Raw genomic sequence first — 13,471 nt, forward strand, 5'->3', positions numbered from 1 at the left:
GTTAAACATCATGGAAACAATTTTCGATTATAATCAAATCAAACAAATCATACCACACAGACAACCATTTTTACTGATAGATAGAGTTGTAGAATACGAAGAAGGTAAGCGTTGTGTGGGATTAAAACAAGTTTCAGGTAACGAACCATTCTTCCAAGGGCATTTTCCAGATTATGCTGTAATGCCTGGTGTATTAATTACAGAAGCGTTGGCGCAAACGGGTGCAGTAGCTATGTTAAATAGTGAAGAAAATAAAGGTAAAATTGCGCTTTTTGCAGGTATAGATAAGTGTCGTTTTAAAAGACAGGTAACACCTGGTGATACACTTATGCTAGAAGTAGAAATTACAAAAATAAAAGGACCTATTGGAAAAGGTACTGCTAAAGCTACAGTAGATGGTCAACTAGCATGTAGTTGTGAATTAACTTTTGCAATTCAAGATGCTAAGTAAAACAAAGAGCCTGGGACATAAATCACAAAAATAATAGCACAAAGATGATTTGAAATTGAAAATCATCTTTGTGCTTCTTTTTATATTCAATACTTCGTATTGTATGACTTCGCTTTCCTAGGGTGCCGTCTCAGCCTCGGTCTTCGACTGGCACTGCTCCCTCAGGAGTCTCGTCAACAATACTACGTATTAACATGTTATTTTACATTAAAATACTTTAAAAAAATAAGGCCCTTTCGTATAATTTAATAAATATCAATAAACTAAATCAACGAGGTGCCTTATGTATAAAGTTTATAACATGTCTCAACTTACACAACCAATGGAAACTTCAATTCTTATTCCTACAAATGATTGCTCGATATGTGAATGAAATTGTTGAAACAATCCCAGATAATGAATTCGATGAATTGAATCACCATCGAGGTGCTACATCATATCATCCAAAAATGATGTTAAAAATTCTTCTATATGCTTATACGCAACCTGTTTTCTCTGGTCGTAAAATAGAGAAACTTCTTAATGATAGCATTAGAATGATGTGGTTATCACAAAATCAAACACCTTTTTATAAAACCATTAACCGTTTTAGAGTCAACCCCTTTTGAATTTATCTTTCGAATTTTTCATCTTTAAGTTTAGGTTTAGATTGCATCATACGATTGAATGTTTTCTTTAATTCTTCACCAGTTAGTCCATCATTAACTAATTCTTCTAATAAACTTTCTGCATAGACTTGTCTAAGAGTATAAATATGGCATTCGAATACTATAGACATTGTTTTTTCAAACTGAGTTACACTTTTTACAGTGGCATCAAATAATGCAGGATCGTTGGCAGGTCTTGTTATGACAACACGTATATCTAACAATTGTTCATTGTCTTTATACTCCTTAAATGTGTGATAGTGTTCATTAGAAATGACAATTTCTAAAAGCCATCCTGTACCACTACCTTCTTTATTGATAATCACGCCGTCTTCTAGTTCATATTCAGTTACACCGCCATTCTCGCTTACAATTTGAAAACGTACAGCTTTAAATGTCTTCATTAAGTCCACATCCCATTTATTTATATATTTACAAAAAGTGATTTATTTTTAATCAACCGATTTAAATATTGATTATTTTCTTTAAATATATCAAAAATGAAGGGGAAATAGCTATATATTTCGAAAAATTAGCATTTTGACGGTATTAATAGATGTGATTATTATATTACTTAAGAGGAGGTGACACATGTTAAATAAAATAGTTTTAGTTGGCAGACTTACAAAGGATGCCCAAATTTTTGAAAAGGAGGAAGGTAGTAAAGTAGCAACATTTTGCGTTGCTACGGAAAGAAATTATAAAGATCAGAACAATGAAATCGCATGCGATTACCTATATTGTAAAGCTTTTGGTAAAACAGCTACGAATATCGAAATGTATACATCACAGGGTTCTTTAGTGGGTATTACAGGTCAAATGCGATCTCGTAAGTATGAAAAAGATAATCAGACACATTTTGTAACTGAAGTATATGTAGAAACAATTAAATTTATGTCCTCTAAGACAAAAGAATCCAATATCCTCTCTAACGAATTTAATGAAGCACAAAATGAATGCTTTCATATAGGTTAGATAGCCATTAATTATTCAACAACTCCCAATTATTTATACTTTTATCCTATCTTAATATAAATTATCATCTTTCAATTATACTCAAGCGACCTTTTTAAAATTTAATAAAATAAAAAGGTCGTTTTTGTACCATATATTACTTAAAAATAGGCACTTTTACGTCAGAATTATCTGATAGATTTCATTTGTATTACATACATATCACAAGTATGTAACCTTTATAAACTGTCATGGCAGTTTTCAAAAGACTTATAATTTAAATTTACACCAATTTACGATGTAATTAGGACGTAAAAAAAAGGCTTCCTTTTTTATTTGGCTGTAACCTGCAGTGTATTTATAGATGTTAAAGTTGTATTTGTAAATTAGTTAAAGAAAACAAATCACTTTTAGGAGGATTTTTTAATAATGAAAAAGACAATTATCGCATCATCATTAGCAGTAGGATTAGGCGTTGTAGCAGGTAACGCTGGACACGACGCACACGCAAGTGAAGCAAATATCAATGAAGCTGAATTAGCTCAAAAAGCACAATCAAATGATCAATCATTAAACGAAAGCCCTATCCAAGAAGGCGCTTATAACTATACATTCGATTATAATGGTTTCACTTATCATTTTGAATCAGATGGTTCAAACTTCTCATGGGATTTCCACCAATCTGGTCAATCAAGTGAAGCTTCAAATACTCAAGCTCAACCACAACAAGATGTAAGTGAACAAGGTTCAGCATCAACTAACCAAACTTCAGCAGAAGAAGTTAGCAACCAACAACAATCAAACTCTGATCAACCTGAGCAAGTTTCTGCTCCACAAACAGAGCAAACTCAACAACCACAACAAGAAGCTACTACTTCAAACAATGAATCAAGCTCAAATGAAGCTTCAAGTGGTTCATCAGTAAATGTTAATGATCACTTAAAACAAATCGCACAACGTGAATCAGGTGGCGACATCCACGCTACAAACCCATCAACAGGTGCTTCAGGTAAGTATCAATTCTTACAATCTACATGGGATTCAGTAGCTCCATCTGAGTACAAAGGTCAACCAGCTTCTAGCGCTCCTGAACATGTTCAAGACGCTGCAGCACAAAAATTATATGATACAGCTGGCCCAAGCCAATGGGTTACTGCATAATATAGATTTCACTAAACATCCTATCTTTAGATAGGGTGTTTTTTATTTGTGAAAAGTTAGATTTAGTTATATGTATATCAAAAGATATATTGATATACATTTTTTAATAATTGAATTTATATGTTACATTTGCTATTGTAATAATTGAAAATGATTAAAAAAAGAACTACTAGGGGCGCCTATGAAGGCTGAGATGAATTTAATTCAGACCCTTAAAACCTGATTTGGTTAGTACCAACGGAGGAAAGTAGTGTAACATATTAACGGTATGAGGTCGTGCCTTAATTTTGCTACTTTCCACGTTTGGAAAGTAGTTTTTTTATTTCAAGGAGGCAATTTTATGAGTTTTTCTAAAGATTTAAGAATGGCAGCAGAACCTATTATTGAAGATATCTATAATGATGGTTTCATTCAAGATTTATTACATGGTGAATTATCTAAACAAGCGGTGAGACAATATTTACGTGCAGATGCATCTTATTTAAAAGAATTTGCTAATCTATATGCACTATTAATTCCTAAAGTGCCTAATATGGATGATGTTAAATTTTTAGTTGAACAGATTGAATTTTTATTAGAAGGTGAAGTAGAGGCACATGAAATTTTAGCTTCATTTATCAATGAACCTTATCATGAGATTGTTAAAGAAAAGGTATGGCCACCAAGTGGTGATCATTATATTAAGCATATGTACTATAATGCCTATGCACATGAAAATGCTGCATATACGATTGCAGCAATGGCACCATGTCCATATGTATATGCGGTAATTGGTAAAAGAGCGATAAAGGACAATCAACTTAATAAAGATTCAATTACGTCTAATTGGTTTGAATTTTATAGTACAGAAATGGATGCATTAGTAAATTTATTTGATGAATTAATGGATCGTTTAACAGAGAATTGTACTTCAGAAAGAAAAGAAGAGATTAAGGAGAATTTCTTACAAAGTACTATTCATGAAAGAAACTTTTTCAATATGGCCTACGTAGATGAAAAATGGAATTTTAGAGGTGACAAAGATGAATAAACCTAAAATTGCTTTAACTATTGCAGGTACTGATCCAACTGGCGGTGCTGGTGTAATGGCTGATTTGAAGTCATTCCATTCTTGTGGTGTTTATGGAATGGCAGCTATAACAAGTATTGTTGCTCAGAATACAATGGGGGTAGACCATATTCATAATTTAGAGACATCATGGGTTAAAGAGCAATTGGATAGTGTATTTAATGATGAACTTCCTCATGCAATTAAAACAGGAATGATTGCTACAGAGGAGACGATGCAATTAATCAAAAATTATTTAGAAGATTATCCTACAATTCCATACGTGATTGATCCTGTCATGTTAGCCAAAAGTGGGGATTCGTTGATGGATGATCAAACCAAACAAAAGTTGCAAAGTACATTATTGCCACTAGCTGATGTTGTTACGCCTAATATTCCAGAAGCGGAAGAAATCACTGGAATAAAGATTGATACTGAAGAAAATATTCGAAAAGCAGGAGATATATTTATCAATGAAATTGGAAGCAAGGGTGTAGTCATTAAGGGTGGACATTCTGCTGACTTAAATAATGCTAAAGATTTTTTATTTACAAAAGATGGCGTTTACACATTTGAAGATGAACGATTTGATACTAAACATACACACGGTACAGGTTGTACGTTTTCAGCTGTCATTGCTGCCGAACTAGCTAAAGGTCGTAGTATTTATGAAGCAGTTGAAAAAGCAAAAAAATTTATTTCGTTGAGTATTAAATATACCCCTGAGATTGGTAAAGGTCGTGGCCCAGTCAATCATTTTGCGTATCTTAAGAAAGTAGGTTTAGATGATGAATAATTTAGAAAAGCTAAGAAATGAGAACCCTTTAATTGTATGTTATACAAACGATGTAGTTAAGAATTTTACTGCAAATGGATTATTAAGTATTGGTGCAAGTCCGGCAATGAGTGAAGCACCAGAAGAGGCTAAAGATTTTTATCAAGTTGCGAGTGGATTACTTATTAATATTGGTACACTTACGCATAATAATGAAGCAGATTTAATTAAGATAGGTAAAATTGCAAATCAAATTGGTACACCAATTGTTTTTGATCCTGTCGCAGTAGGAGCTTCACAATACAGAAAAGATTTTTGTAAAAACTTTTTAAATGAAGTTAAAGTTGCAGTGATTAAAGGCAACGCTTCAGAAATCTTGACTCTCATTGATAACAATACAACAATGAAGGGTACTGATGGAGATAGTTCGCTAAATGCAATAGATATTGCTAAGAAGGCTTATCAAAAATATCAAACTGCAATTGTAATCACAGGAAAAGAAGATATTGTTGTTCAAGATGACAAAGTGACTAAACTTTCGAACGGTTCACCAATGTCTGCTAAAATCACAGGTGCTGGTTGCCTATTAGGTGGAATTATTGCTAGTTTCTTATTTAGAAATCAGCATCCTCAACAAGAAACACTTGTCGAAGCAGTAAGTTTTTATAATATAGCTGGAGAAGTTGCTGAAGAAGCAGATCATGCTAAAGGTCCTGGCTCATTTTTGTCTGAATTGCTAGATCAATTGTATTTATTGAATTATCAAACCTATAAAAAATTTGTTAGCAAAGAAGAGGTTGAATAAATGTCATTTAAAGCTTCAGAATTAAAAATTTACTTTATATGTGGCACTCAAGATATACCAGAAAATCAAACTATTCAAGACATCCTTACACAAGCTTTAGAAGCTGGCATAACGATGTTTCAATTTAGAGAAAAAGGCGACAAGGCTTTATCTGGATTGAATAAAGAAAAATTAGCTAAAGAGTTACAAGCGCTATGTAACACATATTCTGTACCATTTATTGTTAATGATGATGTGTCTCTAGCTAAGCGTATTAATGCTGATGGTATTCACGTTGGTCAAGATGATGAAGCGGTTAGAGCCTTTTCAAATGACTTTCAAGATAAGATTATTGGTCTTAGTGTCGGTAATTTGTATGAGTATGAAAAATCGGATCTCACTAATGTTGATTACATCGGAGTTGGACCAATGTTTGAAACGCCATCTAAAAGTGATGCTAATGCACCTGTAGGACCTGATATGATTAAACAATTAAGACAAAAAATGGGTAAATTTCCTATGGTTGCCATTGGCGGTATTACTGAAGATAATGTAGGACTCATTGCTAATGCAGGGGCTGATGGTATTTCAGTGATTTCAGCAATAAGTAGAAGTAACAATATTGACAACACTGTTAATGAATTCAAGAAATATTTCAAGTAATCTTTAATTTTTTCCACTTTTTGTTTTATCCTAGAGTATGAGTATGATAGAATAAATCCTATGTGAATATTACAATAGAGGTGGAAAAATGAAGAAAAAAGCGTTGCTACCTTTGTTTTTAGGTTTAATGGTCTTTTTAGCAGGCTGTGATTATTCAAAACCTGGAGCTCGTAGTGGATTTTTCTATAATACGTTCGTTGATCCAATGAAACACTTATTACAGTGGTTGGGTAACGATGTTTTACACAATGATTATGGTTTAGCTATTATCATTTTAGTATTTGTTATTCGTCTTGTGTTACTTCCATTCATGTTATCTAACTATAAAAATAGTCATATGATGCGTGAAAAAATGAAAGTTGCTAAACCTGAAGTAGATGGTATTCAGGAAAAGGTTAAACGTGCACGCACTCAAGAAGAGAAAATGGCGGCTAACCAAGAATTAATGGAAGTCTATAAAAAATATGATATGAATCCAATGAAGAGCATGCTAGGTTGTTTACCAATGCTAATTCAAATGCCTATTATCATGGGATTATACTTTGTTCTTAAGGACAAGTTAGTCAGTGGCTTATCTGTACACCCTCATTTTTTATGGTTTAATTTAACTAAACCAGATATTTGGATTACAATTATTGCAGGTGTGCTTTACTTTATTCAAGCATATGTTTCAAGTAAAACTATGCCACAAGAACAACGTCAAATGGGTTACATGATGATGATTGTATCACCAATCATGATTATTTGGATTTCATTAAGTTCAGCTTCAGCTTTAGGTTTATATTGGTCAGTCAGTGCAGCATTCTTAGTTGTACAAACACACTTTGCTAATATGTATTATTCTAAACTTGCTAAAAAAGAAGTTGAACCATTACTTGAAAAATTTGATCAAGACGGCAAGTCATCAAATAAAAAAGGTAAAAATACTCAAGTCGTTTCAAAGAAAAATAAAAAATAATTTAAGAACCAGCAAATCACTGATTTGCTGGTTTTTCTTATATATAGTGCCATTCATCTAAGAATTGGGAAACAAAAGTCTTCATAAATTCATGTCGTTGCGTTGCAATATGCTTAGCAGTTTTAGTATGCATTAAATCTTTAAGTTTAAATAATTTTTCATAAAAGTGTTTGATAGCGGAAGGTGGTAATTGTGTTAGAGTATGATCGCTAAAATCATCAGGAACCTTTGCTTCTGTCCACATTGGTTCATTGAAATAACCTGCAAATTGAAATGTTCTAGCAATACCAATAGCTCCAATGGCATCTAAACGATCGGCATCTCTCACAATTTGACCTTCGGTTGATAATTCAATATGGTTGTTAGAACCATTCTTATAACTCATATTCTCAATAATATGTATAACATGATTTTGATCATCTATAGATAATTCAATATTATTTAGAAATTCTATTAAGGTGTCTTTAGCTTGTTGTTCATTTACTAATTTAGGATCAATGGTATCATGTAGAATACTTGATAATTCAATAATAAAAGAATGTTCAAAACCTTCTTTCTTAGCAATATACTTTGCTAATGCATGTACACGTTGAACATGTGCAACATCATGACCACTGTAGTCATTTTTATGGAATTCTTTCATATAATTTAGAGCAATTTGAATGCGTTCTTCATTTTTCATTTCTATTCATCCCTTCAAAACGAAAACCTGAGACAACAATAGGTATTGGTCTCAGGTTTGATATTATTTTAATTACATATATTTTTATTTTACAATCGATTAAATCTTATTTGTTGAATACATAGTATTATAAAATAGGAGATAAGAGTTGTGATATACCTTCTTTAAATTTGATCCATAAACTACGTGATGCATATTTTTCCTTAGTTAATTGATCTGATACTTTCATATCTTCTATGAAGGCTTGTTTTAAAGAACGAGCAATACCTTCATCATATATAAAGGCATTAACCTCAAAATTTAGTGTAAAACTTCTATGGTCCATATTGGCAGTACCAACACTTGCGACTTCATCGTCAATAATTAATGTTTTGGAATGTAAAAATCCATTATTGTATTGATATACATTGACACCTGCTTCTAAAAGAGAAGCGACATTTTTTAATGTTGCCCAATAAACAAATGGATGATCAGGCATATTTGGAGTCATAATATTGACTTCTACACCACCAAGTGCAGCAATTTTGATAGAATCTAAAAATGCTTGATCAGGAATGAAATATGGTGATTGGATATAAATCGACTTTTTAGCAGAAGAAATCATCTTTAAATAGCCATATTTAATTTGCTCCCATTCTTCATCCGGACCACTAGAAGCTATTTGTATTCCAATAGTGCCACCTGAGTCGACATCTGGGAAATAGCGTTCTTCGTAAGTTATATTGTCACGAGTAGATTGAGAATTCCAATCTAGGATAAATCTTAATTGAAGGGCGTTCACTGCATCTCCTTCAACACGTAAGTGCGTATCACGCCAATATCCAAACTTTTTAGATTTACCTAAATATTCGTCACCAACATTAAATCCACCCACGTATCCTATTTTACCGTCTATCACAACAATTTTACGGTGGTTTCGATTATTCATTCGTAAATTAATAAGGGGTAGTTTTGATGGGAAAAAGGCTTCAGCGTGACCACCTTTTTTACGAAATGCTTTCAAATCTTTTTTCCTTAAGTCCCTTGAACCCATGTCATCATATAACATTTTAACTTCAATACCAGCTTCAGCTTTATCTTCTAAAGCCTTCAAAATGGTCTTGCCAAGTTCATCACTGTGAAAGATATAATATTGAATATGTATATAATCTTTAGCATTTTTTATATCTTCTAATAAATCATCAAATTTTTGATGACCGTCAGTATATATCATTAAATCATTATCTGTTGTTAAAAACGCTGCATTATTATATAACAACATTTGGACCATTTCTTTAAATTTAACAATTTGATGATTCCCTTTTGAAAAGTTTTTATCTTTTAAGGCTTCAAGTTGTTCATCAACAATCATTTCAAGGCCTACTTTATCGTCTTTATCCAATGTGAAAATATGATCTCTTTGAATCTGACGGCCAAAAAGTAGATATAATATAAAACCTAATAAAGGTAAAAATACAAGGACTAATAACCATGCCCATATTGAATTAGCACTGCGTCTTTCCATAAAAATAATAGTAAAGGCGAAAGCTAAGTTCAAAATAAAAGCACCAATCAAAATAATATTGATAATTAGATTGGAATGAGCGAAAGTCATTGTGAATATTTCGACCATAAAATACCTCCTTATTATATTATTTGTATTAAAATTTAATTGATTTAACAAAAGTTTTTAACTACATAATTGTACCATGAAGTCATATTTTTATCATTATACTGATTGTATTAATAAGTCTTTCTATCATTGACTAAATGGTGTTAGAGAAGTAGGATAATAAGGAAATCAATAAAGAGGTGACTCAAGTGACAGAACAAGATCATGCACATCACTCTGAACAAATTAAAGTCAATTTAAAATCGAGATTAAACCGAATTGAAGGTCAAGTTAGAGCTATTAATCGAATGATAGAAGAGGATGTTTATTGCGATGATGTGTTAACTCAAATTAGAGCTACACGTTCTGCATTAAATAGTGTAGCTACTAAATTATTAGAACAACATATGAAAAGTTGTATAGCAGATAAAGTAAATCAAGGTCATCAAGAAGAAGCAATGGAGGAACTACTCGTTACGTTTCAAAAATTAATGAAAGATTGAGGGATATCAAGTGCAACAAAAAATTGTATATACTGCTGGAATAGAAACACAAGAACAATCTGAAGCTATAAAAAATCTTTTAACTGAAATGATAGGTGTATATCAAGTTGATATTGATATCAATTCTGGAAACATAACAATTGAATTTGAGACACCTGCGAATTTAAATAGTATTGAAAAAGAAATTTATGATGCTGGATATAAAGTGCTCTATTGATCATATGCAAATTCAGTTTAATGAACATATTTTTAAGTTATAAAAAGTAAAGATTATATTAAATTTTAAAAATCATGTAGTAAAGTAGGCTGAATTGGGGTATGATTATTATGAAGTCAACCAAACGAGGTGTTGTTAGTGAAGAATTCAGAGAAAATTCAAAATGTGGTCAATTTATTATCATCATTAGGTGTAAATATTAAAAAAACTAAATCTCGTTTAGACATTATTAATACGTTACCTACAACAAATCAAATCAGTCACGAATGTAAATAAGTGAACTTGATTTAGGATTTTGGTTAGTAAGTACACTTAAATTCTGAATATGAGTCGTCGATTTTAATCGGCGACTTTTTTAGTAAAGCAATAGAGTCAGCCCACGAAGGGGTTGACTCTATTTTTATATGATATCAAATTAGTCTTTTAAAGTTTCGTACTTTTTAGGTTCATGATAATAAATAGATAAAATGACACCAATTCCAGTCATCAAACTCCATAATGAGCTACCACCATAACTAATAAATGGTAAAGGAATACCAGTAATTGGTAACAATTGAACAGTCATTCCGATATTTTGCAGAACATGGAAAACAATAAGTGATACATATCCTATAATAAAAACTTTGTTATATTGGTCATTAATCCGACTTGCTAATCTAATTAAATGAAAGACTAGAATTAAAAATAACAAAATGAGAATAACTGATCCTATGAACCCCATTTCTTCGCCAATAACAGAGAAAATGAAATCGGTATGGTTTTCAGGTATATAAACCTCACCATGATTATAACCTTTACCAAATAGTTGACCTGAACCGATGGCCTTTAGTGATTCAGTTAAGTGATAACCATCTCCACTACTATATGAATAAGGATCCAACCATGAATTGATTCGGCCCATTTGATACATCTTTATACCTAATAAGTTTTCTATTAAAGATGGCTTGAAAAGAATAGTAAGTATAATTGACGAACCAATTACGATTGCTGCAATAAAAATTGGAGCAAGTAATCTCCATGTAATTCCACTCACTAGCATAATTCCAGCAATGATTGCACAAATAACTAATGTTGTTCCTAAATCATTTTGTAATAAAATTAACGCCATTGGAATAATAGAAACGCCTATGATTTTGAAAAATAATGTCAAATCAGATTGAAATGACTTGTTAAATGTAAATTGATTATGTCGCGCTACTACTTTAGACAAAGCTAATATAAGTATAATTTTCATGAATTCGGAAGGTTGGATACTAATTGGTCCAAAGCTATACCAACTTTTGGCACCATTAATAACTGGTGTGATAGGTGTTTCTGGCAATATTAAAAGTCCTAATAATAATATGCAAAAAATTCCATAAAGCAAATATGTATAATTTCTTATTTTTTTAGGTGAAATAAACATAATTATTATGGCCATTATTGCGCCTAGTATATAGTACAATATTTGTCTAATTCCAAAGTTAGCGCTATATTGTCCACCACCCATGGCAGAACTAATTAATGTAACACTTAATATAGCTAACAATGTAATGATTGCTACTAAAATCCAGTCTACTTTAAGTAGCCAATGTTTGTTAGGCTGTTGACGGGATGAATATTTCATAATTTACTCCTTTTACTACACGTGATGAGATATTTGGTAATGAATTATCAATAGTGATAATCATTCATCTTTCATCCATAATTATATAACGATTTTACATGACTTTATAGAAATTTGCTAGAATATCAAGTTCAATTGCAATAACCATTTTATTTCTAAGGGAGTATTAGATTGAATAGTAGGTTTGGTAAAAGAACTTTGCCCTTTATATTAATAGATTATAAAATGCAAAAGTCCTATCAAATATGATAATATTAAGTTTCAGAGAAGACTTTGTATATTAAAAATACATATGATTAAAAGTAAATTTTAAAATGATAAGACGTTATGCCATAGCGTTTATTGGAGGAAAACGAAATGACAAAAGAAAATATTTGTATCGTTTACGGAGGAAAAAGTGCAGAGCATGATGTATCAATTTTAACTGCTCAAAACGTATTAAATGCAATTGATAAAGATAAATATCAAGTTGATATTATTTATATAACAAATGATGGTGAATGGAAGAAGCAAGATAACATCACTAATGAAATAGAATCAACAGAGGATTTAAGAATTGATAACATTCCAACAGGTGAAATTTCCCAATTATTAAGCAAGGGAAGTTCAGGACAATCATATGATGCTGTATTCCCATTATTACATGGTCCAAATGGAGAAGATGGTACGATCCAAGGTTTATTCGAAGTACTTGACATTCCTTATGTAGGGAATGGCGTTTTAGCTGCATCTAGTTCAATGGATAAACTAGTTATGAAACAATTGTTTGAACATAGAGGGTTACCACAGTTACCATACATTAGTTTTTTAAGAAGTGAATTTGAAAAATATGAGAATAACATTCTTAAATTAGTTAATGATAAATTAAGTTACCCAGTTTTTGTTAAACCTGCAAACTTAGGTTCAAGTGTAGGTATTAGTAAATGTAATAATGAAGATGAATTAAAATCAGGTATTAAAGAAGCGTTCCAATTTGACCGTAAATTAGTTATAGAACAAGGTGTTAACGCACGTGAAATAGAAGTTGCAGTTTTAGGCAATGATTATCCTGAAACAACATGGCCAGGTGAAGTCGTTAAAGATGTAGCATTCTATGATTATAAATCAAAATATAAAGATGGAAAAATACAATTACAAATCCCAGCAGATTTAGACCAAGACGTACAAATGACTTTGAGAAACATGGCATTAGAAGCATTTAAAGCGACGGACTGTTCAGGTTTAGTACGTGCAGACTTCTTTGTTACTGAAGATAATCAAATTTATATTAACGAAACGAATGCAATGCCAGGTTTTACATCATTTAGTATGTATCCAAGTCTTTGGGAAAACATGGGACTTTCATATGCTGATTTAATTGCAAAATTAATTGATTTAGCTAAAGAAAGACATGAAGATAAAAAGAAAAACAAATATAAAATAGATTAAACG

Annotated in this window: 16 protein-coding genes, 1 pseudogene and 1 riboswitch; of the genes and pseudogenes, 13 read left to right on the top strand and 4 right to left on the bottom strand. The window is 31.5% G+C overall.

The window, feature by feature from the left end:
• The first annotated feature begins 10 nt into the window (after positions 1-10).
• Together fabZ and P7F85_RS03930 are read left to right on the top strand one after the other, a co-directional pair.
• Entirely contained in the window at positions 11-451 is a 441-nt protein-coding gene (gene fabZ / locus P7F85_RS03925) for a 3-hydroxyacyl-ACP dehydratase FabZ (protein WP_002451649.1), read from the top strand.
• A gap of 283 nt (positions 452-734) precedes the next feature.
• A pseudogene (locus tag P7F85_RS03930) lies at positions 735-1,053 on the top strand (transposase); the annotation flags it as partial.
• A gap of 8 nt (positions 1,054-1,061) precedes the next feature.
• Here the strand turns inward: P7F85_RS03930 and P7F85_RS03935 are convergent.
• Positions 1,062-1,502, bottom strand: coding sequence for a YwpF-like family protein (locus tag P7F85_RS03935; protein WP_002466783.1), 441 nt, complete (start codon positions 1,500-1,502; stop codon positions 1,062-1,064).
• A 187-nt stretch (positions 1,503-1,689) separates the two neighbouring features.
• Here P7F85_RS03935 and P7F85_RS03940 point away from each other — a divergent pair, with 187 nt between their 5' ends.
• The 7 genes from P7F85_RS03940 (at position 1,690) to yidC (ending at position 7,441) form a co-directional block, all read left to right on the top strand.
• Entirely contained in the window at positions 1,690-2,073 is a 384-nt protein-coding gene (locus P7F85_RS03940; RefSeq protein WP_002466750.1) for a single-stranded DNA-binding protein, read from the top strand.
• A gap of 408 nt (positions 2,074-2,481) precedes the next feature.
• Positions 2,482-3,213: a transglycosylase family protein gene (locus P7F85_RS03945; protein ID WP_046464492.1), complete on the top strand. Its 732-nt coding sequence runs from the start codon at positions 2,482-2,484 to the stop codon at positions 3,211-3,213.
• A 161-nt stretch (positions 3,214-3,374) separates the two neighbouring features.
• A riboswitch (TPP riboswitch) is annotated at positions 3,375-3,476 on the top strand.
• Positions 3,477-3,553: 77 nt separating this feature from the next.
• On the top strand, positions 3,554-4,243 hold the full coding sequence (gene tenA, locus P7F85_RS03950) for a thiaminase II (RefSeq protein WP_447158565.1): 690 nt from the start codon (positions 3,554-3,556) through the stop codon (positions 4,241-4,243).
• Positions 4,236-5,057: a bifunctional hydroxymethylpyrimidine kinase/phosphomethylpyrimidine kinase gene (gene thiD, locus P7F85_RS03955; protein ID WP_002466789.1), complete on the top strand. Its 822-nt coding sequence runs from the start codon at positions 4,236-4,238 to the stop codon at positions 5,055-5,057. The genes tenA and thiD overlap by 8 nt, the downstream gene beginning before the upstream one ends.
• Positions 5,050-5,841 carry a hydroxyethylthiazole kinase gene (thiM, locus tag P7F85_RS03960; RefSeq protein ID WP_002466779.1) on the top strand — a complete coding sequence of 264 codons (792 nt, stop codon included), beginning with the start codon at positions 5,050-5,052 and terminating at the stop codon, positions 5,839-5,841. Before thiD ends, thiM begins: the two co-directional genes overlap by 8 nt.
• On the top strand, positions 5,842-6,483 hold the full coding sequence (thiE, locus tag P7F85_RS03965; protein WP_015364827.1) for a thiamine phosphate synthase: 642 nt from the start codon (positions 5,842-5,844) through the stop codon (positions 6,481-6,483).
• A gap of 88 nt (positions 6,484-6,571) precedes the next feature.
• The gene (gene yidC / locus P7F85_RS03970; protein ID WP_002466746.1) at positions 6,572-7,441 is read left to right on the top strand and encodes a membrane protein insertase YidC; all 870 of its coding nucleotides are present in this window, start codon (positions 6,572-6,574) and stop codon (positions 7,439-7,441) included.
• A 37-nt stretch (positions 7,442-7,478) separates the two neighbouring features.
• Here the strand turns inward: yidC and P7F85_RS03975 are convergent, their stop codons facing one another.
• Together P7F85_RS03975 and cls are read right to left on the bottom strand one after the other, a co-directional pair.
• Positions 7,479-8,123, bottom strand: coding sequence for an HD domain-containing protein (locus P7F85_RS03975; RefSeq protein WP_002466781.1), 645 nt, complete (start codon positions 8,121-8,123; stop codon positions 7,479-7,481).
• A gap of 127 nt (positions 8,124-8,250) precedes the next feature.
• The gene (cls, locus tag P7F85_RS03980; protein WP_002466786.1) at positions 8,251-9,735 is read right to left on the bottom strand and encodes a cardiolipin synthase; all 1,485 of its coding nucleotides are present in this window, start codon (positions 9,733-9,735) and stop codon (positions 8,251-8,253) included.
• Positions 9,736-9,923: 188 nt separating this feature from the next.
• Between cls and csoR the strand changes: the two genes are divergently transcribed.
• The 3 genes from csoR to P7F85_RS03995 all read left to right on the top strand — a co-directional run bounded on the left by csoR (position 9,924) and on the right by P7F85_RS03995 (position 10,710).
• A complete protein-coding gene (gene csoR / locus P7F85_RS03985; RefSeq protein ID WP_002466760.1) occupies positions 9,924-10,217 on the top strand; it encodes a copper-sensing transcriptional repressor CsoR in 294 nt (97 codons plus the stop codon).
• Positions 10,218-10,227: 10 nt separating this feature from the next.
• Positions 10,228-10,434 (top strand): putative copper chaperone CsoZ, encoded by a 207-nt coding sequence (csoZ, locus tag P7F85_RS03990; RefSeq protein WP_002466743.1) that lies wholly within the window; start codon positions 10,228-10,230, stop codon positions 10,432-10,434.
• Between the two features lie 138 nt (positions 10,435-10,572).
• Complete coding sequence (locus P7F85_RS03995; RefSeq protein ID WP_002466770.1) at positions 10,573-10,710, top strand: Lmo0850 family protein; 138 nt, start codon at positions 10,573-10,575, stop codon at positions 10,708-10,710.
• Positions 10,711-10,849: 139 nt separating this feature from the next.
• Here P7F85_RS03995 and P7F85_RS04000 read toward each other — a convergent pair whose 3' ends face one another.
• Positions 10,850-12,040 (bottom strand): FtsW/RodA/SpoVE family cell cycle protein, encoded by a 1,191-nt coding sequence (locus P7F85_RS04000; protein ID WP_002466775.1) that lies wholly within the window; start codon positions 12,038-12,040, stop codon positions 10,850-10,852.
• Between the two features lie 357 nt (positions 12,041-12,397).
• On the opposite strand from P7F85_RS04000, the gene P7F85_RS04005 reads away from it, so the two are divergent.
• Entirely contained in the window at positions 12,398-13,468 is a 1,071-nt protein-coding gene (locus P7F85_RS04005; protein WP_002466764.1) for a D-alanine--D-alanine ligase, read from the top strand.
• Positions 13,469-13,471: the final 3 nt, after the last annotated feature.

This window comes from Staphylococcus sp. aM (genome assembly GCF_052975125.1).

Coding starts and splice junctions, on each gene's coding strand:
- fabZ (WP_002451649.1), top strand. CDS start 11: ATGGAAACAATTTTCGATTATAATCAAATCAAACAAATCATACCACAC.
- yidC (WP_002466746.1), top strand. CDS start 6,572: ATGAAGAAAAAAGCGTTGCTACCTTTGTTTTTAGGTTTAATGGTCTTT.
- P7F85_RS03935 (WP_002466783.1), bottom strand. CDS start 1,502: ATGAAGACATTTAAAGCTGTACGTTTTCAAATTGTAAGCGAGAATGGC.
- tenA (WP_447158565.1), top strand. CDS start 3,554: ATGAGTTTTTCTAAAGATTTAAGAATGGCAGCAGAACCTATTATTGAA.
- thiM (WP_002466779.1), top strand. CDS start 5,050: ATGAATAATTTAGAAAAGCTAAGAAATGAGAACCCTTTAATTGTATGT.
- P7F85_RS03975 (WP_002466781.1), bottom strand. CDS start 8,123: ATGAAAAATGAAGAACGCATTCAAATTGCTCTAAATTATATGAAAGAA.
- cls (WP_002466786.1), bottom strand. CDS start 9,735: ATGGTCGAAATATTCACAATGACTTTCGCTCATTCCAATCTAATTATC.
- thiE (WP_015364827.1), top strand. CDS start 5,842: ATGTCATTTAAAGCTTCAGAATTAAAAATTTACTTTATATGTGGCACT.
- P7F85_RS04005 (WP_002466764.1), top strand. CDS start 12,398: ATGACAAAAGAAAATATTTGTATCGTTTACGGAGGAAAAAGTGCAGAG.
- P7F85_RS04000 (WP_002466775.1), bottom strand. CDS start 12,040: ATGAAATATTCATCCCGTCAACAGCCTAACAAACATTGGCTACTTAAA.
- P7F85_RS03945 (WP_046464492.1), top strand. CDS start 2,482: ATGAAAAAGACAATTATCGCATCATCATTAGCAGTAGGATTAGGCGTT.
- P7F85_RS03940 (WP_002466750.1), top strand. CDS start 1,690: ATGTTAAATAAAATAGTTTTAGTTGGCAGACTTACAAAGGATGCCCAA.
- thiD (WP_002466789.1), top strand. CDS start 4,236: ATGAATAAACCTAAAATTGCTTTAACTATTGCAGGTACTGATCCAACT.